Consider the following 21,251-nt stretch of genomic DNA (forward strand, 5'->3'; position numbering starts at 1 on the left):
TGTTGATTCTTTGTTTTCGAGAGTTGCAATGGGCCCCCTCGCATATGCAAGGAGGTGCGCGATTTTAGAAGCACTGCGCGCACGAATGCTATAGGACAAGACCGCAGAACCTCAGCGGCCTTTGCGCAGCGTGATTTTTACAACGCTTGCGCGGCCGCTTTTGCGCCATCACGCCACCAGAAACTCCGAGGGTGGGCGCCCCAGCCGTTTGCGGAACATGGTGGAAAAGGCCCCCGGGCTCTCGTAGCCCAGGTCCAGTGCCACCGTGGTCACGGCGTCGCCGCGCGACAGGCGCGACAGCGCGGCGAGCAGGCAGGCCTGCTGGCGCCACGCGCCGAACGACATGCCGGTCTGCAGGCGAAAGAAGCGGGTGAAGTTGCGCTCGCTCTTGTGCAGCTGCCGCGCCCAGTGGGCAGGCGAGGCATGCACATCGGGCTGGTGCAGGAAGCCCGCGCACAGCGCTGCCAGCGCCGGGTCCTGCGGCATGGGCGCAAACAAGGGCAGGACCGGCGCGCGCTCCAGTTCGTGCAGGACCAGTTGCACCAGGGCGCCGTCGCGCCCGCGCTGCTCGTACTCGGCCGGCAGATCGGCCGAGTCCAGCAGCAACTGGCGCAGCAGTGGCGAGACCTGCAGCACCTCGCACTGGCGGGCCTGCCGTGGCACGGCGCGCGGCTCGATGTACAGGCTGCGCGTGCTCACCCCCACCATGCGCACGCGGTGCGGCTTGCCCGCTGGTATCCACACGCCGCTGCTGGGCGGCACGACCCAGGCGCCATCTCCGGTGCCGACTTCCATGGTGCCCGTGGCGCCGTAGAGAAACTGCGCGCGCCGGTGGCTGTGCGTGTCGAGCAGGGTGCCGGCAGGGTAGTCGGTGGCAATGGCCAGCACTGGCCGGTCCACCGCGTCGACGGTGTGCAGGGGGATGTTGCGCATGGGCCTGGGTGGATGGCTGAAACGCAAACATTATTGACCTGGCGGCGAAAGCCGGCCAAGCCATTCCTGCCTAAGCTGGCACCGTGTTCGCAGCAATGGGAGGATGTGCGCATGGAGTTCTACCTGGTCCTGGCCGTGTTCGGTACCCTGGCCGGTGTCACCACCGTGCTCTTCGGCTTCGGTGGCGGCTTTGTCGTCGTGCCCGTGCTCTACCGCACGCTGGTGCACCTGCACGGGGCGGACAGCGCGGTCGGCCAGTCGGCCATGCAGGTCGCGGTGGCCACCTCCACCTGCGTGATGATCGTCGGTGCAGGGCTGGCCACGCGGCGCCACCACCGCGCCGGCAATGTGGACTGGGCGCAGGTGCGGCCGTTGCTGGTCTTCATCGCCGTGGGCGCGGTGGCGGGGGCGGCTGCCGCCAGCGTGCTGCGCAGCGACTGGGTGCGCTGGGCCTTCGTCGTGTACCTGGCGCTCACCATCCTCGACGGGCTGCTGCGCCCGGGTTTCATCCGGCCGCGCGTGGCCCAGGCCCAGCAGGCGGCCAGGCCGCGGCCCTCGGGTCCGCTCACGGCCTTGCTCGGGCTGGTCATTGGGGCGGTTGCCGCTTTCCTGGGCGTGGGCGGCAGCGTGATGACCGTGCCGCTCATGCGCCGGCGCGGTGCGCCCATGGTGCAGGCCACGGCCGCGGCCAACCCGCTGTCGCTGCCGGTGGCGCTGGCCGGCACCGCCACCTACGTGCTGCTGGCCTGGGACCAGCCCGTGCCGCTGGGCGCCTGGCATGCCGGCTTCGTCGACCTCAGGGCCTTTGCCGTGCTGGTCGTGGGCTCCTGGCTCGGCATCCGCCTGGGTGGGCGCTTCGTAGGTCGCCTGCCCGACGGGCTGCACGCCAAGGTCTACCTGGCGCTGCTCGCGGTGGTGCTGCTGGCCATGCTCATGCGCTGACGACCACGTCCGCGCGCGGCGGTGTCGCGTGCAGGGCGTGCACGTCGTCCTCGCGCTGGGCCAGCACCGCGCCCTGGTTGATGTAGCCCTTGTCGGTGATCTCGCCCGCATCCGCGTCGGGCGGCGTGCGCAGCACCAGCGCCCGCGTGGGGCATTGCGACGAGCCCGCGCCCGCATCGCGCCGGGCCTGCATCACGGCGCGCAGGGCCTGTTCCAGCCGTTCGCTCTCGCCCGCGCCGGCGGCCGATGGGAAGACCAGCATGCCCACCTCATCGCGGTCGTGCCCGGTGAGCACGATGTCCTGCACCAGCGGCGCCAGCTGCGAGACCAGCTCCACGCGCAGCGTGCCCACCGAGACCCAGCTGCCCGTGGACAGCTTGAAGTCCTCGGCCACGCGGCCGTTGAAGACCACGCCGCGCTCCGGCCGCTCGGCATCGGCCAGGGTGCCCGCATCGCCGATGCGGTAGAAGCCGTCTTCGTCGAACGCTGCCGCCGTCTCGCGCGGCGCATGGCGGTAGCCCGGGAACACCGACACGCCCTTGACACGCATCTCCAGCTTGCCGCCATTGGGGACCAGCTTGAGCGTGAGCCCGGGCAGCGGCGCGCCAATGCAGCCCGCGCCCTGCATGCGCCAGTGGGCCGTGGTGATCGCCGGGGCGGTCTCGGTGGCGCCCCAGGAGGTGGTGAGCCACAGCGGCTGCGTGGGCCGGGCGCGCGCGGCCACGGCTTCGAGCCTCTGCCAGGTGGAGGGCGCGAGCGCCGCCGCCGCATAGAAGGCCAGGCGCAGGCGCGAGAACACCTCGGCGGCCAGGGCCGGGTCGGCCTCCAGCGCGGGCAGCAGCATGTCGAAGCCGCGCGGCACGTTGAACAGCAGGGTGGGCCGCACCTCGCGCAGGTTGCGCACGGTCTTCTCGATCAGGCCGGGTGCGGGCCGGCCCTCGTCGATGTAGAGCGCGCCGCCATGGCACAGCACCATGTTCAGGTTGTGGTTGCCGCCGAAGGTATGGCTCCAGGGCAGCCAGTCCACCAGCACCGGCTTCTCATGGTCGAGAAAGCGCCAGGTCTGCGCAATCATCTGCTGGTTGGCGCAGAGCATGCGGTGGGTGTTGATCACCACCTTGGGCCGGCCGGTGGAGCCCGAGGTCAGCAGGTACTTGGCATGGTCGTCGGGCGTGATCGCCTCGAAGGACTGCATCACCGCCGGCGTTTCCCGGCCCGCGAGCAGTTGCGCAAAACCGAGGGCGCCCGGGACCTCCTGGGCATTGCGGCTGAAGACCTGCCTGGCATTGCCGGTGTAGCCTTCCAAGGCTGGTGCATAGGCGCGGGCGTCCGACGCATAGACTAGGCAGGGGTCCAGCGCCGCCAGCATGCTGTGCAGGCGCCCCGGGTCGCGCGAGCGCGCATAGGCGCTCGACAGCGAGCACGGCGTGCGGCCGATGTGCATGGCGGCGAGCATCAGCACGGCATGGTCCACCGCGTTGTCCGAGAGGATGGCGATGGGCCGGCCCGCGGGCAGGTCCATGTCGAGCAGCGACTGGGCCACCGCCCCCACGGCCTGGCGCAGTTGCGCGTAGCTCAGGTGGCGCCAGTCTGCGCCGCTGTCGTCGCGCTCGGCCAGCGCCAGGGCGTCGGGCGTCTCGCGCGCCCAGCGCTCCAGCCACTCGCCCACGCAGCGCGCGTAGGGGCCCAGCGGCTCGGGCGAGTGCAGGGTGAAGGCGCCATCGGCCAAAGGGGTGAGCACCGTGCGGGAGGGTGCCAGTTCGGCGGGGTCGTCGACGAAGTCGGGGTGCATCGTGTGGTCTCTTGTCGTTGTGGGGCTGGACTCAATCCAGGTGTGCCGACGACTGCTTGGCGCGGATCAGGTCCAGCAGCAGGGCATCGCGCGTGCGCGCCAGGTCCTCGGTGCTGCGCTCGCCCAGTTCCTCGGCCACACCTTGCACCACCTGCTGCTTCAAGGCCTCGGTCATCGCGGGCGTGCCCAGGTCCTGCCACCAGCTCTCGATGGGGCCGCCCAGGTGGGCCAGCACGTGGGCCACGCCGCCCGCACCGCCCGAGAGGTGCAGGTTCATGAACGGGCCCATCAGAGCCCAGCGCAGGCCGGGGCCCTGGGCAATGGCGGTGTCGATGTCGGCCACCGTGGCCACGCCCTCGTTCACCAGGTGGAAGGCCTCGCGCCACAGCGCGGCCTGCAGCCGGTTGGCGATGTGGCCCTTGATCTCGCGGCGCACCTGGATGGGGCGCTTGCCGATGGCGGTGTAGAAGGCCATGGCGCGCGCGATGGCCTCGGGCGTGGTCTTTTCCCCGCCGCCCACCTCCACCAGCGGAATCATGTGCGGTGGGTTGAATGGGTGGCCCAGCACCACGCGCCCGGGCCGTGCGCACAGCGCCTGCATGGCTGTGACCGACAGGCCCGAGGAGCTCGACGCCAGGATGGCATGCGCCGGCGCAGAGGCATCGATCTGGTGAAACAGGTCGGCCTTGAAGTCGGCGCGTTCCGGTCCGCTCTCCTGCACGAAGTCGGCCGTGGCCACCGCATCCTCCAGCCGGGCGTGGAAGGCCAGGCGTGACAGGCTGGCGCCCGGCGCCAGCCCCTGGCGTTCCAGCGTGGGCCAATGGGCGGCCACGGCCTCTCGCAGGCGCTCCTCGGCGCCGGGAGAGGGATCGGTCGCCTCCACGTCCAGCCCGCGCGCCAGGAAATAGGCGGCCCAGCTGGCGCCGATGACACCGGTGGCCACCACGGCGACGCGCTCCACGGTCGAATCCATGCGGGGGGCTCCTTTCAGGACTCGGCCGTAAAGCCGATTTTCTTGACCAGAGGGCCCCAGCGGTCGAATTCCGCGTGCTGCGAGGCCGCCATTTCCGCCGCTGTGGAGCCTTGGGCGATCAGGCCCACCACGGCCAGGCTGTCGATGACGGCCTTTTCCTTGATCGCTGCGTTGATCGCGGCATTGGCCGCGGCCACCACGGCGGCCGGCGTCTTGGCCGGCGCGTAGAAGCCGAACCATTCCTCGGTGGTCAGCTCGGGAAAGCCCTGTTCGGCAAAGGTCGCGACCTCGGGCGAGAACGGCGAGCGTGCCTTGCCCGAGGTGGCGATCAGCCGCAGCTTGCCCGCCTTGTGGTTGGGGATGAAGTCGCCGCTCGGCGTCACCATCGCCGCGATCTGGCCACCCACCACATCGGTCACTCCGGGCACCGAGCCGCGGTAGGGCACGTGCTTGAGGTCCACTCCGTTGTTGATGCCCAGCAGCGCGCCGATGAAGTGCGGCGTGGAGCCCGCCGCGGGCGAGCCGTAGTTGGCCTGGCCCGGGTTGGCCTTGGCCCAGGCCAGGAAGTCCTTCACCGTCTTCACCGAGGCCGGCACCAGCGGTCCCACGGCCAGGCCGTGGTGCATGATGGCCGCGATGGACACAGGCACGAAGTCCTTGACCGGGTCGTAGCTGAGCTTGCTGTAGATGTGCGGATAGATCGAGGTGCACGAGAACGGCGAGAGCGTGAGCACGCTGCCATCGGTCGCTGCGCCCCGCAGCGATTCGAGCGCGATGCGCCCGCCCGCGCCGGGCTTGTTCTCCACCACGCCGGCATTGCGCGTGTAGGCCGAGCCCGCGAGCTTCTCGCCCACGCGGCGGGCCACGCTGTCGCCCGAGCTGCCGGCCGGAAAGCCGTAGAGGATCTTCACCTGCTCGATGCCCTGGGCGAAGGCCGCCAGGGGCGAGAGCGAGCCCAGCGCAGCAGCAGCGCCCAGGTGGCCCAGGAAGTGGCGGCGGGTGGTGTGTGTCGTCATCGTCATGTCTCCTCGTTGTGGTCTTGGGGTGGTCGGTTCAATGCCCCGGGTCGGTCAACCCAGGGCAAACTCGGGGCGCGGGCCGTCCACGCGCGGCAGGCCCATCAGCGCGCGGGCCTCGGCCGGCGTGGCGGGCTCCATGTCCAGCTCGCGGATGATGCGCACGATGCGCTCGGTGAGCTGCACGTTGGTGGCCAACTCGCCCTGGCGAAAGTACAGGTTGTCCTCCAGCCCCACGCGCGCATGGCCGCCCAGCAGCAGGGCGGCGACGTTGGCTTCGAGCTGCGAGGGGCCGATGCCACTCACGCAGAACAAACTGTTCCTGGGCAGCGTGTCCACCATCATCTGCAGAAAGCGTGGCGAGTAGGGCATGGCGTTCTGGAAGGCGCGGTGCACGTTCATCACCAGGTTGATGAAGTGCGGGCCGTCGCCGTCGTGCCCCTCCTCGATCAGCGTTGTGGTGTCCTGCAGGATGTGGGTGGGGCTGAACACCTCCCACTCGGGCTTGATGCCGCGCGCCTTCATGCCGGCGGCCAGTTCGCGCCCGCGGCTGAGCGGCGTGTCCATCAGGATCTCGCGGCCGTCGAAGGAGAGGTTCAGCGTGGTCGCGTCCAGCGTGCACATCTCGGCCCCCGCGTCCATGCCCTTGATGCGCTCTTTCCAGGCGATCTCCCAGCGGCCGCCGGGCAGGGGCTTGACCATGTCGCCGTGCACGCCGCCGCCGGTGGAGTTGTTGAGCACGATGTCGCAGCCCTTGGCGCGGATGCGGCTGTTGATGTCGCGGTACACGTTGGCGTCGCAGGTGGCGCCGTCGTCGGGCCGGCGGGCATGGATCGCCACTACGCTGGCGCCGGCATTCCAGCAGCGCTCCACGTCGTCGGCGATCTCGGCCGGCTGGGTGGGCAGGTGGGGGTTTTGCGACTTGTGGGCCATGCCCCCCGTGGGGGCGATGGTGACTATGACTTTGCGCTTGCTCATCGGGGTCCTGGTGGAGAATTGCGGGGTGCTCCGCATTGTTTTTCTGGGCACCTTTCCACTCAGTCATCGCGATGACATTTGAGGGCAGGGTATACGCGGGGCCAGTGCTTTTTCCGGGAGAAACCCACTTTGTCACCCCCTGCGACACGGCCTTCCACCACCAGCCTGCTGGCTGCGTCGGCCTGGTTCCCGCTGCTCGATGCACCCGCGCAGCAGCGCGTGCTCGACGATGTGCGCGAGGTGGAGGTGACCGCGGGCGGTGCGCTGTGCCGCCGCGGCGACGTGCCCCTGCACTGGTACGGCGCCATCGAGGGGTTGCTCAAGTGGTCCGTCACCTCGTCCGATGGCCGCGCCGTGACCCTGGGCGGCCTGTCGGCCGGCAGCTGGTTCGGCGAGGGCACGTTGCTGCGCGCCCTGCCGCGCACGGCCGACATCATCGCCCTGCGGCCCAGCCGCGTGGCGGTGCTGCCGGTGGAGACTTTCTCGTGGCTGCATGCCACGCAGCGCAGTTTCGACCACTTCCTGCTGCGCCAGATCAACGAGCGCATGCACTGGTTCCTGGGCACCTTCACGGCCCACCACCTGCTCGACACCGACAGCCAGGTGGCGCGCGCGCTGGCTGGGCTGTTCCACCCGTTTCTCTACCCTGGCATGGACCGGCACCTGCAGATCTCGCAGGAGGAGATCGCCAACCTCACCGGCGTGTCGCGCCAGCGCTGCAATGCGGCGTTGAAGCGGCTGCAGGAGTCGGGCATTTTGCAGATCGAGTACGGCGGCATCACCGTGCTCGACCTGCCGGGGCTCAGGCGCTACGTGGAGTGAGCAAAAAGTCCGTGGCCGCAGCGATCACCGCGTCGGGCTGGTCGCGGTGCGGCGAGTGGCCGCAGGCGGGCAGCTCCAGCAGCGTTGTGCCCGGCACCCGGCGCGCGATCCCGCGGATCTGCTCCAGCGTGCCGTACTCGTCGTCCACGCCCTGGATGGCGAGCACCGGCGCGCGGATGGCGGCGATCTCGGCCTCGATGTTCCATTGCCGAAAGGGCGGGTGCAGCCAGATGCGGTTCCAGCCCCAGAAGGCCGAGTCGGCGTCATCGTGGTAGCGGCCGAGCTTGGCGGGCAGGTCGGTGCGCTGGTAGGCATCGCGTGCGATCTCGATGTTGGCGATGGTCACGTCTTCCACAAAGATGTGCGGCGCCATCAGCACCAGGCCGCGCACTGCATCGGGGAAGCGCGCCGCGTACAGCAGCGCGATGGAGCCGCCGTCGCTGTGGCCCAGCAGCCAGGGGGGCTCGGTGATGCCCAGCGCCTCGAAGAAAGCGGGCAGCACCTCGTGCGCCTGGCGGTGCATGAAGTCCACGTCCCAGGTTTCGTCAGGTTCGCGCGGGGTCGAGCGGCCATAGGCCGGACGCGAGAACACCAGGCCGCGCACACCGGCCGCGTTGCACAGGCGCTCGGGGAAATCCTTCCACATCGCCACCGAGCCCAGGCCCTCGTGCAGGAACACGAGCAGCGGGGCAGCGCTGCGCTCGGGCTCGATCCACTGGTGCTCGATGTGCACCGTGCGGCCGCGCCAGGCGATGCTGGCGAACCCCGTGGCGGGAGACGACGCCTGCGCCGTCACGCGCGGGCCTCCTTCTCGCGCAGGCGAAAGCGCTGGATCTTGCCGGTGGCGGTCTTGGGCAGCTCCTCGATGAACTCGATGAAGCGGGGGTACTTGTAGGCCGCCAGGCGCTCTTTCACGAAAGCCTGCAGCGCCTGCGCGTCCACCTGGTGGCCCTGCTTGAGCACCACGTAGGCCTTGGTCTTGGTCAGGCCCTCGCCGTCCTGCACGCCGATCACGGCCGATTCGAGCACGGCGGGGTGCTGCATCAGCGTGGCCTCCACCTCGAAGGGCGAGACGTAGATGCCGCTGACCTTGAGCATGTCGTCGCTGCGGCCGGCGTAGGTGTAGTAGCCGTCGGTGTCGCGCGTGTACTTGTCGCCGCTCTTGGTCCAGCCGCCCTGGAAGGTCTCGCGCGACTTCTCACGGTTGGCCCAGTACATCAGCGCCGCGCTCGGTCCGCGGATGTACAGGTCGCCCACCTCGCCATCGGGCACGGGGCGGCCGTCCTCGCCGCGCAGCTCCACCTCGTAGCCCTCCACCGGCTTGCCGGTGGTGCCGTAGCGCACGTCGCCCGGGCGGTTGGAGATGAAGATGTGCAGCATCTCGGTGGAGCCGATGCCGTCGATGATCTCGCAGCCGAAATGCGCCTTGAAGCGCTGGGCGATCTCGCCCGGCAGCGCCTCTCCGGCAGACGAGCACATGCGCAGCGCCACGGCCTCGCGTGTCGGCAGCGCGGGCGAGGCCAGCATGCCGGCAAAGCCCGTGGGCGCGCCGAAGAACACCGTGGGGCGGTGCTGCGTCCAGCGGCGGAAGGTGGCGTCGGGCGTGGGCCGCTCGGCCATCAGCACCACGGTGGCGCCCACCGAGAGCGGGAAGGTCAGCGCATTGCCCAGGCCGTAGGCGAAGTACATCTTGGCGGCCGAGAAGCAGACGTCGTCCTCGGTCAGGCCGAGCACGGGCTTGCCGTAGAGCTCGGCCGTCCACCACAGGTTGGCATGGGTGTGCACCGTGCCCTTGGGCTTGCCGGTGGAGCCCGAGGAATAGAGCCAGAAGCCGGGGTCGTCTGCCGCGGTGCTGACCGGCGCAGCGAGCGGCGTGGCCTGCGCCAGCGAGGCATCGAAGTCCTGCGCGCCTTCGGGCAGCGGCCCGGTGGGCTGCGAGACGAGCAGGGTGCGCACCTCGTGCGGCGCGCGGCCCATGGCGTCCTGCAGCACCGCCAGCAGCGCGCCCGAGACGATGGCCGCCTGGGCGCGGCTGTGGTCCAGCATGTAGGCGTAGTCATCGGCCGTGAGCAGGGTGTTCACCGCCACCGGCACCACGCCCGCGTACAGGCAGCCCAGGAAGGCCACGGGCCAGTCGCTGCTGTCGTGCATGAGCAGCAGCACGCGCTCTTCACGGCGCACGCCGGCGCTGGCGAGGGCCGATGCCAGGCGACGGGCGCGGTCTTCGAGCGCGCCGTAAGCCAGGCTGCCGCGGTCGTCGATGTAGGCCGTGCGCTGCGCGCGGTCCCGGTTCAGGTCGAACAGGTGCTGGGCGAAATTGAATCGTGGGGGCAGGCTCATGGTGTTGTCTCCTTGGGGCCTCTCGGGTCGATGCGCGTTGTGTGTCGCGTCTTGTGTGGATGTCAGAGTCCCAGTGCCGCCAGCACGCCAGGGCTGGCCTGCACGGCCGTGCGCTGGTGGTAGAAATCGAGCGCGCGCAGGCCGCCCAGCTCCGCGCCGCCGCCCGCGCGGCCCGGGCCGCCGTGCTGCGACATGGGCATCACGTTGCCGTGGCCGCTGTGCGCCTGCGCCACATCGGGCGTGACCACATGCACGCGGCCATGGCTGGCGGCCACGGCCAGTGCGGTCTGCGCCAGTGCGGTTTCGTCGCTGCCATAGAGCGAGGTGACCAGCGAACCCTGGCCCCGGTGCGTGAGCGCGATGGCATGCGCGCTGTCGCGGTAGGGCAGCAGCGTGGCCACAGGGCCGAAGACCTCCACGTCGTGCACCGCCTGCGCCGCATCGGCATCGCGCGCGCCCAGCAGCACCGGGCCGATGCAAGCGGCCACGGCCGGGTCGGCATCCACCAGCGGCCGGTCGCGCCCGTCGTGCAGCACGGCTGTCTGCGCCTGCAGCGCGGCCAGGCCTTCGCGCACGGCAGACAGCTGGGCCCGGCTGACCAGCGAGCCCATGCGCACGCCCTCGTTGCGCGGGTTGCCCACGCTGATGCCGGCGAGCTTGGCGCCAATGGCCTCGGCCGCGGCGTCGTACACCTCGGCCGGCACCAGGATGCGGCGGATCGCCGTGCACTTCTGGCCCGACTTCACCGTCATTTCGCGCACCACCTCGCGCACCAGCAGGTTGAAGGCCTCGCTGCCCGGGGCCTCGCCCGGCAGCAGCACGGCGCTGTTGAGGCTGTCGGCCTCGATGTTGGCGCGCACCGAGCGCCGGGCCACGGCCGGGTGCGAGCGGATCACGCCGGCCGTTTCGGCCGAGCCCGTGAACGACACCACGTCGAAGGGCTGCAGCTGGTCCATGAGCCCGGCCGAGCTGCCGGCGATGACCGACAGCGCGCCCGCAGGCAGCACGCCCGCGTCCACCACGTCCTTGACCATGCGTTGGGTGAGCCAGGCCGTGGCCGTGGCGGGCTTGACGATGACCGGCACGCCCGAGAGCAGGGCCGGCGCAGCCTTTTCCCACAGCCCCCAGGACGGGAAGTTGAAGGCATTGATGAACAGCGCCACACCCTGCGTGGGTACCGAGAGGTGCTGCGACTGGAAGGCCGGGTCCTTGCCCAGTCGGGCCGCATCTCCGTCGCGCAGCGCGCGGGCATCGCCCAGGGCGTCGCCCCATTTGGCGTACTGGCCCAGGGTGAAGATGGCGCCGTCGATGTCCACGCCCGAGTCGTTCTTCACCGTGCCGGCATTGGCCGTGGCGATCTCGTAATAGGCATCGCGGTGGGCCAGCAGCACCTTGACGATGGCGGCCAGCAGCGCCGCGCGCTCGCGGTAGGTCAGCGCGCGCAGCGCCGCACCCCCTTGCTGGCGCGCAAAGCTGAATGTCTCGGCCAGGTCGAGCCCGGTGGCGTCCACGTGCACCAGTTCGTTGCCCAGCACCGGGTCGAACAGCGGCGTGCCGTTGCCAGTGCCTGCCTGCCAGCGGCCGGCAGCGTAGTTGGAGAGAAGTTCGGTCATGGATATATATGGAAGAAGATGGGCGAACGGATTTCAGGTGCGCGTGAACTGGATCTGGCCTTCGGGCAGCAGGTAGAGCACCAGCGCGCGGCCCTGGGCCACGGTAGGGCGGTGGGCCGTGCCGGGGCCGTAGACGCACCAGCCCGCAGGCCGGCCATCGAAGGTGGCGGCACTGTCGGCCATGGGCATGATCAGGTCGATCTCGCCGTTCGGGTGCGTGTGGTGTGGGCCGGCCAGGTCCTGCATGTCGACCACGTCCACCGAAAAGCGATGCAGCGCGTCCTCGGCCTTGAACACCCGGCCGTACTTGATGCCGCCGCCCTCGCGCTCGCACAGCCAGCCTTCGGCCACGCCGGTGAGGCAGGCGTCGCGCAGCTGCGCATAGGTGGCGCTGCCGGCACCGTGGGCGGTGTTGAGCCACTGGTCCAGCGCCTTATCGAGCGGCCGGCCTTCGAGCTGCGCGGTGAGGTCGGCCAACAGGGCGTGGAAGGCATCCTTGCTGGAGGGGGTGGTGGCGGGCGTCATCATGGGGCGGGCTTTCAGGGGAAAGGCGGGCTGGGCAGGGCGTCTGTGCGCCGCTTGCCACGGAAAATGATTGCCTTGCAGGATCGCGCGACGTGCAGTATCTTGCGTGCACAGGGAAGATAAACCTCTGAGTGATCTTCGTCAAGCACTATAGTGCATATTTATTGGGGCTGCCGGACCGCAGACAATCGGGTGGTGTGAACAAGGACGCGCATGAATGAGCAAGACGACGCAGTGCTGGCCACTGCGCCCATCGACGGCAACGGCGCTGCGGCGCCTGGCGGCGAGGCCCGCAACCCGCTGCTGACGGCGCTGGGCGAGCGCGTGCGCAACCTGCGCGCGCAGCGCGGGCTCACGCGCAAGGCCGTGGCGATTGCGGCCGATGTGTCCGAGCGCCACCTGGCCAACCTGGAGTACGGCACGGGCAATGCCTCCATCCTGGTGCTGCAGCAGGTGGCGGGTGCACTGCACTGCTCGCTGGCCGAGCTGGTGGGCGATGTCACGACCAGCTCGCCCGAGTGGCTGCTGATCCGTGAGCTGCTGGAAAACCGCAGCGAGGCCGACCTGCGCCGTGTGCGCCTGGCGCTGGGCGAACTGCTGGGTACGGCCTCGGTCGACCCGGCCCGGCACAGCCGCATTGCCCTGGTGGGGCTGCGCGGCGCGGGCAAGTCCACGCTGGGCCAAATGCTGGCGGACGACCTGGAACTGCCCTTCGTGGAGCTGAGCCGCGAGATCGAGAAGCTGGCAGGCTGCAGCGTGCGTGAGATCCACGACCTCTACGGTACCAACGCCTACCGCCGCTACGAGCGCCGCGCGCTCGAGGAAACCATCCAGATCTACAGCGAGGTGGTCATCGCCACCCCGGGCGGCATCGTCTCCGACCCGGCCACCTTCAACGAGCTGCTGGCGCACTGCACCACGGTGTGGCTGCAGGCCGCGCCCGAAGAGCACATGGGCCGTGTGGCCGCGCAGGGCGACACCCGCCCCATGGCCGCCAGCAAGGAGGCCATGGACGACCTGCGCCGCATCCTGAGCGGGCGCGCGGCCTTCTATTCCAAGGCCGACCTCTCGGTGGATACCAGCGGCAAGAGCCTGGCCCAGGCGTTCCAAGGACTGCGCTCGGTGGCCAGACAGTCCATGAGCGCCTCCTGAGCGGCGCTCCCTCCACCGGCGGGCCGTAGCCGCCACACCTTTCGCAACGAAAAAGAGTACTCCAGGCATTGACGCGTCCGTAAACATGCAGCATGATGCATGTCACTGAAATCAAAAGCTGCATTATTTTTCTTGTTCCGAGGTTTGCAGCTGCTACCGGCCCCACAGGAGACATGCCATGACCGCCACCACCACCAGCGCCCCGGCGCGCGTCGACTACCGCACCGAACCCGGCCAGTACCGCCACTGGTCGCTCAGCGTCGAGGGCGCCGTTGCGCGTCTGTCGCTCAACATCGCCGAGGACGGTGGCATCCGCCCCGGCTACAAGCTCAAGCTCAACAGCTACGACCTGGGCGTGGACATCGAGCTCAACGACGCGCTCAACCGCGTGCGCTTCGAGCACCCCGGGGTGCGCAGCGTGGTCGTCACCAGCGGCAAGGACCGCATCTTCTGCTCGGGTGCCAACATCTTCATGCTGGGTGTCTCCAGCCACGCCTGGAAGGTGAACTTCTGCAAGTTCACCAACGAGACGCGCAACGGCATCGAGGATTCGTCGAAGCACTCGGGCCTCAAGTTCCTGGCCGCCGTCAACGGCGCCTGCGCTGGCGGCGGCTACGAGCTGGCCCTGGCCTGCGACGAGATCCTGCTGGTGGACGACCGCTCGTCCGCCGTCTCGCTGCCCGAGGTGCCGCTGCTGGGCGTGCTGCCCGGCACCGGCGGCCTGACCCGCGTGACCGACAAGCGCCACGTGCGCCACGACCTGGCCGACATCTTCTGCACCAGTGTCGAAGGCGTGCGCGGCCAGCGCGCGGTGGAATGGCGCCTGGTGGATGCGGTGGCCAAGCCCGCCCAGTTCGCTGCCGCCGTGCAGGACCGCGCCGTGCAGCTTGCTGCGGGCAGCGACCGCCCGGCCGGTGCCAAGGGCGTGGCCCTGACCCGCCTGGAGCGCGAAGACGGTGTCGACAGCCTGGGCTACTCCCACGTGCAGGTGCAGATCGACCGCGCCAAGCGCACCGCCACCCTCACCGTGAAGGCGCCCAGCGGCGCGCAGCCTGCCGACATCGCCGCCATCGAGGCGGCCGGCACGGCCTGGTGGCCGCTGGCCCTGGCGCGCGAGCTCGACGATGCCATCCTCAACCTGCGCACCAACGAGCTCGACATCGGCACCTGGCTGCTCAAGACCGAGGGCGATGCCAAGGCCGTGCTCGCCTCCGACGCCGTGATGCTGGCCCACCAGGACCACTGGCTGGTGCGCGAGACCATCGGCGCGCTGCGCCGCGCGTTGGCGCGGCTGGACGTGTCCTCGCGCACCTTGTTCGCCGTGGTGCAGGAGGGCTCGTGCTTCGCCGGCACCCTGGCCGAGCTGGCCTTCGCGGCCGACCGCACCTACATGCTGGCCCTGCCCGACGATGCAGAGCGTGCACCCAAGCTCACGCTCAACGAATTCAACTTCGGCTTCTTCCCCATGGTCAACGACCAGAGCCGCCTGCAGCGCCGTTTCTATGAAGAGGCCGCACCGCTGGACGCCGCGCGCGCCGCGGCCGGCAAGCCGCTCGACGCCGACGAGGCCCTGGCCCTGGGCCTCGTGACCGCTGCGCCCGACGACATCGACTGGGACGACGAGTTGCGCATGGCCATCGAGGAACGCGCCGCCATGTCGCCCGACGCCCTGACCGGCCTGGAAGCCAACCTGCGCTTTGCCAGCAAGGAGAACATGGCCACGCGCATCTTCGGCCGGCTCACCGCCTGGCAGAACTGGATCTTCAACCGACCCAACGCCGTGGGCGACAAGGGCGCGCTCAAGGTCTACGGCACCGGCGAGAAGGCCGGCTTCGACTTGAACCGCGTCTGACCCCGCCGCCCCAACCATCCAAGGAGCAACGATGAGCACGATCAACTACAGCGAGAAGATCCCCAACAACGTCAACCTCGGCGAAGACCGCACCCTGCAGCGCGCGCTCGAAGGCTGGCAGCCCAACTTCATCAACTGGTGGGACGACGTGGGCCCCGAGGGCTCGACCAACCACGAGGTCTACCTGCGCACCGCCGTGAGCGTGGACCCGCAGGGCTGGGCCCAGTTCGGCCACGTGAAGATGCGCGACTACCGCTGGGGCATCTTCCTGAACCCGGGCGATGCCAACCGCGAGATCCACTTCGGCGACCACAAGGGCGAGAAGGCCTGGCAGGACGTGCCCGGCGAGCACCGCGCCAACCTGCGCCGCATCATCGTGACGCAAGGCGACACCGAGCCCGCCTCGGTCGAGCAGCAACGCCACCTGGGCCTCACGGCGCCCAGCATGTACGACCTGCGCAACCTGTTCCAGATCAACGTGGAAGAGGGCCGCCACCTCTGGGCCATGGTCTACCTGCTGCACAAGCACTTCGGCCGCGACGGCCGCGAAGAGGCCGAGGCCCTGCTGCAGCGCACCTCGGGTGACGAGAACAACCCGCGCATTCTGGGGGCCTTCAACGAGGCCACGCCCGACTGGCTGGCGTTCTTCATGTTCACCTACTTCACGGACCGCGATGGCAAGTTCCAGCTTTCGGCCTTGGCCGAAAGCGCGTTCGACCCGCTGGCGCGCACCACCAAGTTCATGCTGACCGAAGAGGCGCACCACATGTTCGTGGGCGAGAGCGGCGTCTCGCGCGTGCTGGCCCGCACTGCCCAGGTGATGAACGAGCTCAAGACCGACGACCCGCAGAAGGTGCGTGCCGCCGGCGCCATCGACCTGGGCACGGTGCAGCGCTACCTGAACTTCCACTACAGCGTCACCATCGACCTGTTCGGTGCCGACCAGTCCAGCAACGCCGCCATCTTCTACAGCTCGGGCCTCAAGGGCCGCTACGAGGAGGGCAAGCGCACCGACGACCACGTGCTCAAGGGCCAGACCTACAAGGTGCTGGAGGTGCGTGACGGCCAGCTCCTCGAGAAGGAAGTGCCCATGCTCAACGCCCTGAACGAGGTGCTGCGCGACGATTTCATCAAGGACTCGGTCGCCGGCGTGGGCCGCTGGAACAAGGTGCTGGAAAAGGCCGGAATCCCCACCCGCCTGGTGGTGCCGCACAAGGCCTTCAACCGCCAGATCGGCGCGCTCGCGGGCATCAAGATGTCGCCCGAAGGCCGCGTGGTCAACGAGATGGAATGGGCCGCCAAGAAGGACGAATGGCTGCCCAGCCCCGAGGACTTCGCCTTCGTCGCGTCGCTCATGGGCCGTGTGGTCGAGCCCGGCCAGTTCGCCGGCTGGATCGCGCCGCCGGTGATGGGCATCAACCGCCAGCCGGTCGATTTCGAGTACGTGCGTTTCGGCTGATGGACAAAGAAACGCCCTCGGGGTATGAACGAGGGCAGGGATGAGGGCAGGCCCCACGAAAACCAGACGCCCCATCCCAACCCCCTGGTGGGGGGTGACACAGGAGAACCATATGGACATGGCCGTTGAAGCCGGGGTCATCAAGCAGCATTTGATCGACCCGGAAATCTGCATCCGCTGCAACACCTGCGAGGCGACCTGCCCCGTCAACGCGATCACGCACGATGACAACAACTACGTCGTGCGCGCCGACATCTGCAATGGCTGCATGGCCTGCATCTCGCCGTGCCCCACAGGCTCCATCGACAACTGGCGCACCATGCCGCTGGTGCGCGCCTATTCCATCGAGGAGCAGCTGACCTGGGAGTCGCTGCCCGCCGAACTCTCGCCCGAGGAACTGGCGGCCGCCGGCGTCGATGCCGACACCGCAAAGGCCCCTGCCGCTGCACCCGCCGCCGTGGCCACGGCAGAACCCGGCGTGCAGCCCCAGCCGCCCCTGCACCGCGGCGCCACCGTGCCGCCCTGGTCGGCCGCGCACGCCTACACCAACCTCTACCCGCCCAAGGCGCCTACCACGGCCACCGTGGTCGGCAACTTCAACTGCACCGAGGCCGGCTTCGAGAGCGAGACCCACCACGTGGTGCTCGACTTCGGCAGCCTGCCGTTTCCGGTGCTGGAGGGCCAGTCCATCGGCATCATTCCCCCGGGCACCGATGCCCTGGGCAAGCGCCACCATGCGCGCCAGTATTCGATCGCCAGCGCGCGCAACGGCGAGCGGCCGGGCTACAACAACCTGGCGCTCACCGTCAAGCGCGTCACCTCCGACCACGACGGCACCCCGGTGCGCGGCGTGGCATCGAACTACGTCTGCGACCTGCAGGTGGGCGACAAGGTGGAGGTGGTGGGGCCGTTCGGCCACTCCTTCCTGATGCCCAACCACCCCAAGTCGCATGTGGTGATGATCTGCACCGGCACGGGCAGCGCGCCCATGCGCGCCATGACCGAGTGGCGCCGGCGCCTGCGCAAGAGCGGCAAGTTCGAGGGCGGCAAGCTGATGCTGTTCTTTGGCGCGCGCACGCAGCAGGAGCTGCCCTACTTCGGCCCGCTGCAAAGCCTGCCCAAGGACTTCATCGACATCAACCTGGCCTTCTCGCGCACCCCGGGCCAGCCCCGGCGCTATGTGCAGGACCTGATGCGCGAGCGCGCACCCGACCTGGCCGGGCTGCTGCGCGACGGCAACAGCCACTTCTATGTCTGCGGCCTCAAGAGCATGGAAGAGGGCGTGGTGCTCGCCCTGCGCGACGTGGCGGCCGATGCGGGCCTGGATTGGGAGGCCCTGGCGGCCACCCTGGCGCGCGAAGGGCGCCTGCATCTGGAGACGTACTAGCCACCCGTCAAGCTGGCCAGGCCTTCCTGCTTGACCAGCTCCTCGTACCACTGCTGGTAGCCTGCGCTGCTCGGGTGCAGGCCGTCGGCCGCATGCAGCTCGTCGGCACGTTGCACGAACGGGTCCTGTGCGCGCGGCTTGAGCAGGCGCACATAGCGCACGCCGCTGTCGAGGGCCACGGTCTGCGCGGTGGCATGCAGCCGCTTGGAGCGGCTTTCCATGAACCATGACACTGGCGGCACGAACAGGGGCGCATGGCCGACGTTGCCGCAGGGCATTAGCACCACCTGCCTGCCGCGCGCCTTGGCCGTGCGGATGGCCTGCTCCATGTGGCCGTGCAGCTGCTGTTCCGACGTCAACCGGATCACGTCATTGCCACCGGCGAGCACCAGCACCAGGTCATAGCCCGTGCCGGCACGCTCGAGCTGGCCCTGCACGTCCTCGAACTTGGCGCCATTGGAGGCCAGGTTGTCGATCTGCCAGCGCGGGTGGGCCATGCCGATGCGCCCGGCCAGGCTGTCCTCGGGGCGGGCTGCGCCGGTGCCCACGGCCGTGCTGTCGCCGACCACGAGGATGCGCCGCTCGGGCTGGGCCGGTTGGGCGGTGTAGGGGCGCGAGGCCTTGGCCAGGTCCGAGGCCGTCATCAGGCGCCAGGGCGCGCAGCCCGTGAGCAGCAGGGCGCCTGCCGCGATGGCGGCCAAGGTCCACCAGCGGGGCCGCAGGGCGTGAAGGGGGGGCTGGTGGGCAGGGGTGGGCATGGGGCGATGGTGCAGGGCGACACAGGTCGATACTGCAGAGTACGCGCCGAAACCGGCGCTGGATGTCGGCTGCCTCAATGCCTGTGCGTAGGACGCGGGGCCACGCCGGTCTGCTCCTGCGTGCGGGGCCTATTTCTTGAACACCACGGCCTCCAGCCCCATGCGCTGGATGGCCTGCGCGGCCGTGTCGGCCTCGGCCTTGGAGTCGAAGGGGCCCACGCGCACGCGGATGCGGGTGCCCTTGGCGCTTTCCAGCGGCTGGCGGAAGGCCGGCAGGCCTTCGTTGAGCAGGCGCGACTGCGTCTTGCGCGCATTGGCCTCTTCGGCGAACAGGCCGACGTTGATGTAGAAGCCCGGTGCGCTGCCCACCATGGCGAGTTCGGGGTCGCTGGCCGCCGATGCGGGCGGCCGCGCCGGTGCAGGGGTGGATGCCTTGCTGGCGGCCTTGCCCGCGGCAACAGGCGCCGCGGGTTTGGACGCTGGGGTGGCCGGGCTGCCGGCCTTGGCCTTGGTGCCCGCAGCCGATGTGGCAGCTGCGGGCGCTGGAGCGGCCGACGGTGCCGGCTTGCTGGCGGTGGCGGCCGGTGCCGTCGCCTTGGGGGCTGGGGCGGAAGCGGCAGCGGCGGCCGGTGGCGCGGCCTTGGCTGCCGGCGGGGCCGGTGGTGGCACGGGCGGCGCAGCGGCCGCGGGGCTGCTGGCCGGCTGGCGGCGTGATGCCGCGGTGGGCGCGGCCACGGGGGCGGGTGCGGACGCCACGGCGGTGCTGCCCGCGGGCGCGGAGGAGGCGGCCTGCGCGCTGGCGGGGGCCGCGGCGCTGGGCGGTGCCAGTGCTTCCGATGGGGCGGGCGGCGCAGAGGCAGCGCTGCGCAGCACCGACACGGCGGCCAGCCCGGAGGTGGGGTTGGATGCCGGGGCGGCAGGGGCAGAAGAGGCCAAGGTGGCCGGGGCGGCAGCCCTGGCAGGCTCCGCCGCGCCACCCGGCGGGAACAGCATGTAGGCCAGCAGGGCCGTGGCCACCACGACCACATGCCCGATGACCACGCTGCTCAGCCGCTGGCGTGAACTGGCCTGGCGCTCCAGCAGCGCTGCAGCCTCGGGCACGGTGCGCGAGGCCGACAGGGCGCGCGCAATGCGCTTGCGGATCTCGGTGTGCAGCACGGCGTTGGCGAACAGCCCGGGCAGCGCGCAACTGAACAACGCGATGGCCGCCAGGATGCCCCACTCCACCGGTTGGGGCCAGTTCAGGAACTGCCGGCCCAGGCCGAAGACCAGCAGCGCCAGCCCCTCGGCCGCGGCCACATAGACCAGGGCTGCGCCCCACAGCTGGCGAAACACCAGCCAGCTCAGCGTGAACAGCGCGGCCGGCCAGTTCCAGGTGGTGGTGGTGCGCCCCGCATCGTCGAAGCGCGCAAAGATGGGCAGGTAGTGCTCGGTATTCACCGGGCCCAGGGCCACGCGGTACAGCGCCGTCATGGCGTTGTCCGACGGAGAGTCCAGCGACATGGGTGCTATGGCGTTGGCAGGGTCCAGTGTCAAGGGCATGCCCGATTCTGGCATGGGCCATGGCCCCTGTAAAAGAGGGAAGTGGCCGCCAGATTGGCGGTTCAAAGGTCGATCAGGCGCCACCCCTGACCATGGACATGACCTTGGCTGCATCCAGGGTCGCCGCCTTTTCGCGGATCTGCGGCAGGTACTGGGCCTGCAGGTCCTTGGCCGGGCCGAGCATGCCCTGGAAGCTCTCGCGCAGCACGGCCGTGCTCATCACCCGGCCGCCTGCGTAGTAGCGCCTGGCCACCTGGCCCAGGGCGTAGGTGGTGGCGAACGAAAAGGCCATGCCCGTGGCCGCCTGGCCGATGCCGCCGATGGTGCGGCCCGCCACCTTGCCCAGCAGGCCGCCGAGCAGCTTGCGGCCGAACTGCTCGATGTACTGCGAGGCCATGCCCACGCCGGCCGCCGCGATGAAATCCTTGATGTGGCCCTGGTCCAGCTCCACGCCATGGGCCTTGCCGACGGCGTAGACCATCTTGACCTGCATGGGGATGATGGCCATCGACGCCCAGGACTGCGGCAGCAGCTCCAGCGCGCCGCACAGCAGCGCGTAGTTCAGGATGCTCTTGTCCAGTTCGGCGTCGGAGACCTGCGCTGCAGCGCCGCGCACGGGCAGGGCCGCCGCGGCCGCCGTGCCCACGGCCACGGGCGCCAGGCCGCGCGCGATGGGGGCAGCGCGCTCGGCCACTTCCACGAGGGCATCGGCCTGCTGCTCGAAGGCCGCGGTGTCACCGTCACCGAGCTGCAGCCAGCCCTTGAGCTGCGCCAGGAAGGCGCGCTCGGCCTCTGTCTGGCGCCCGTCCACGTCGCAGACGCAGACCGCCATTTCGTAGGCCAGCTGGCGCAGGCCCGGCTCGGTCAGCGCCGCGGCGGCGGCCTGGGCGCTGGTGCGCTGCAGCAGCACGTCCTGGACCAGGCGCGGCAGGTCGATGGCCGGCGCGTCCTGCGCCAGCGATTGGGCGATGCGCCGGATCTCCTCGCGCTCGCTGTCGCCCTTGTGGCCATCGGCGAAGGCGGCGAACAGGGCGATGGTGAGGATGGATTGCTGCTGGTCGATTTGCATGGTGGCGTGGCTCCTGAGGAAGCCATGGGTGGCAGGACAGGGGTGCAGTGTGGCAAACCCGGGCTTTTCCATCACTGCGGTGGGGGCTTGCAGGGGCT

General features: G+C 69.8%; 18 protein-coding genes. 6 read left to right on the forward strand and 12 right to left on the reverse strand.

The features are described 5' to 3' along the window. Positions 1 to 168: 168 nt before the first annotated feature. Complete coding sequence (locus AC07PA_RS11700; protein WP_494605520.1) at positions 169 to 933, reverse strand: AraC family transcriptional regulator; 765 nt, start codon at positions 931 to 933, stop codon at positions 169 to 171. 111 nt (positions 934 to 1,044) lie between these two features. Here AC07PA_RS11700 and AC07PA_RS11705 point away from each other — a divergent pair, with 111 nt between their 5' ends. Next, complete coding sequence (locus AC07PA_RS11705; protein WP_007860047.1) at positions 1,045 to 1,875, forward strand: sulfite exporter TauE/SafE family protein; 831 nt, start codon at positions 1,045 to 1,047, stop codon at positions 1,873 to 1,875. Here the strand turns inward: AC07PA_RS11705 and AC07PA_RS11710 are convergent. From AC07PA_RS11710 to AC07PA_RS11725, 4 genes are read right to left on the reverse strand one after another with little or no spacing between them, the layout of a single operon-like run. Next, positions 1,865 to 3,667, reverse strand: coding sequence for a feruloyl-CoA synthase (locus AC07PA_RS11710; RefSeq protein ID WP_494605523.1), 1,803 nt, complete (start codon positions 3,665 to 3,667; stop codon positions 1,865 to 1,867). The genes AC07PA_RS11705 and AC07PA_RS11710 overlap by 11 nt on opposite strands. A gap of 31 nt (positions 3,668 to 3,698) precedes the next feature. After that, complete coding sequence (locus tag AC07PA_RS11715) at positions 3,699 to 4,640, reverse strand: 3-hydroxyacyl-CoA dehydrogenase NAD-binding domain-containing protein (protein ID WP_494605525.1); 942 nt, start codon at positions 4,638 to 4,640, stop codon at positions 3,699 to 3,701. Positions 4,641 to 4,654: 14 nt separating this feature from the next. After that, positions 4,655 to 5,656 carry a Bug family tripartite tricarboxylate transporter substrate binding protein gene (locus tag AC07PA_RS11720; protein WP_145695834.1) on the reverse strand — a complete coding sequence of 334 codons (1,002 nt, stop codon included), beginning with the start codon at positions 5,654 to 5,656 and terminating at the stop codon, positions 4,655 to 4,657. A 54-nt stretch (positions 5,657 to 5,710) separates the two neighbouring features. Beyond that, positions 5,711 to 6,634 (reverse strand): beta-keto acid cleavage family enzyme, encoded by a 924-nt coding sequence (locus AC07PA_RS11725; protein WP_494605527.1) that lies wholly within the window; start codon positions 6,632 to 6,634, stop codon positions 5,711 to 5,713. A gap of 129 nt (positions 6,635 to 6,763) precedes the next feature. Between AC07PA_RS11725 and AC07PA_RS11730 the strand changes: the two genes are divergently transcribed. Beyond that, a complete protein-coding gene (locus AC07PA_RS11730; protein ID WP_007860064.1) occupies positions 6,764 to 7,456 on the forward strand; it encodes a Crp/Fnr family transcriptional regulator in 693 nt (230 codons plus the stop codon). Here AC07PA_RS11730 and AC07PA_RS11735 read toward each other — a convergent pair. The 4 genes from AC07PA_RS11735 to AC07PA_RS11750 all read right to left on the reverse strand — a co-directional run bounded on the left by AC07PA_RS11735 (position 7,437) and on the right by AC07PA_RS11750 (position 11,937). Next, entirely contained in the window at positions 7,437 to 8,252 is an 816-nt protein-coding gene (locus AC07PA_RS11735) for an alpha/beta fold hydrolase (protein WP_494605529.1), read from the reverse strand. The two genes, AC07PA_RS11730 and AC07PA_RS11735, sit on opposite strands and share 20 nt — an antisense overlap. Continuing rightward, positions 8,249 to 9,796 carry a benzoate-CoA ligase family protein gene (locus tag AC07PA_RS11740; RefSeq protein ID WP_494605531.1) on the reverse strand — a complete coding sequence of 516 codons (1,548 nt, stop codon included), beginning with the start codon at positions 9,794 to 9,796 and terminating at the stop codon, positions 8,249 to 8,251. The genes AC07PA_RS11735 and AC07PA_RS11740 overlap by 4 nt, the downstream gene beginning before the upstream one ends. A 62-nt stretch (positions 9,797 to 9,858) precedes the next feature. Next, complete coding sequence (locus AC07PA_RS11745; protein ID WP_494605533.1) at positions 9,859 to 11,409, reverse strand: 3,4-dehydroadipyl-CoA semialdehyde dehydrogenase; 1,551 nt, start codon at positions 11,407 to 11,409, stop codon at positions 9,859 to 9,861. A 33-nt stretch (positions 11,410 to 11,442) separates the two neighbouring features. Then, the gene (locus AC07PA_RS11750; protein ID WP_494605535.1) at positions 11,443 to 11,937 is read right to left on the reverse strand and encodes a 4-hydroxylaminobenzoate lyase; all 495 of its coding nucleotides are present in this window, start codon (positions 11,935 to 11,937) and stop codon (positions 11,443 to 11,445) included. Between the two features lie 210 nt (positions 11,938 to 12,147). Between AC07PA_RS11750 and AC07PA_RS11755 the strand changes: the two genes are divergently transcribed. From AC07PA_RS11755 to boxA, 4 genes are all read left to right on the forward strand, one after another. Beyond that, the gene (locus AC07PA_RS11755) at positions 12,148 to 13,086 is read left to right on the forward strand and encodes a helix-turn-helix transcriptional regulator (protein ID WP_057201674.1); all 939 of its coding nucleotides are present in this window, start codon (positions 12,148 to 12,150) and stop codon (positions 13,084 to 13,086) included. A 178-nt stretch (positions 13,087 to 13,264) separates the two neighbouring features. Continuing rightward, complete coding sequence (gene boxC / locus AC07PA_RS11760) at positions 13,265 to 14,938, forward strand: 2,3-epoxybenzoyl-CoA dihydrolase (RefSeq protein ID WP_007860073.1); 1,674 nt, start codon at positions 13,265 to 13,267, stop codon at positions 14,936 to 14,938. A gap of 31 nt (positions 14,939 to 14,969) precedes the next feature. Further along, entirely contained in the window at positions 14,970 to 16,397 is a 1,428-nt protein-coding gene (gene boxB / locus AC07PA_RS11765) for a benzoyl-CoA 2,3-epoxidase subunit BoxB (RefSeq protein ID WP_494605538.1), read from the forward strand. A 112-nt stretch (positions 16,398 to 16,509) separates the two neighbouring features. After that, a complete protein-coding gene (boxA, locus tag AC07PA_RS11770; protein ID WP_494605539.1) occupies positions 16,510 to 17,784 on the forward strand; it encodes a benzoyl-CoA 2,3-epoxidase subunit BoxA in 1,275 nt (424 codons plus the stop codon). Here boxA and AC07PA_RS11775 read toward each other — a convergent pair. The 3 genes from AC07PA_RS11775 to AC07PA_RS11785 all read right to left on the reverse strand — a co-directional run bounded on the left by AC07PA_RS11775 (position 17,781) and on the right by AC07PA_RS11785 (position 21,153). Then, the gene (locus AC07PA_RS11775; RefSeq protein WP_494605541.1) at positions 17,781 to 18,542 is read right to left on the reverse strand and encodes an SGNH/GDSL hydrolase family protein; all 762 of its coding nucleotides are present in this window, start codon (positions 18,540 to 18,542) and stop codon (positions 17,781 to 17,783) included. The two genes, boxA and AC07PA_RS11775, sit on opposite strands and share 4 nt — an antisense overlap. Before the next feature lie 129 nt (positions 18,543 to 18,671). Next, the gene (locus tag AC07PA_RS11780) at positions 18,672 to 20,084 is read right to left on the reverse strand and encodes an SPOR domain-containing protein (protein ID WP_494605543.1); all 1,413 of its coding nucleotides are present in this window, start codon (positions 20,082 to 20,084) and stop codon (positions 18,672 to 18,674) included. 73 nt (positions 20,085 to 20,157) lie between these two features. Next, on the reverse strand, positions 20,158 to 21,153 hold the full coding sequence (locus AC07PA_RS11785; RefSeq protein ID WP_494605545.1) for a YcjF family protein: 996 nt from the start codon (positions 21,151 to 21,153) through the stop codon (positions 20,158 to 20,160). Positions 21,154 to 21,251 lie beyond the last annotated feature (98 nt).

The sequence above is a fragment of the Acidovorax sp. GW821-FHT09B03 genome (assembly GCF_059418305.1).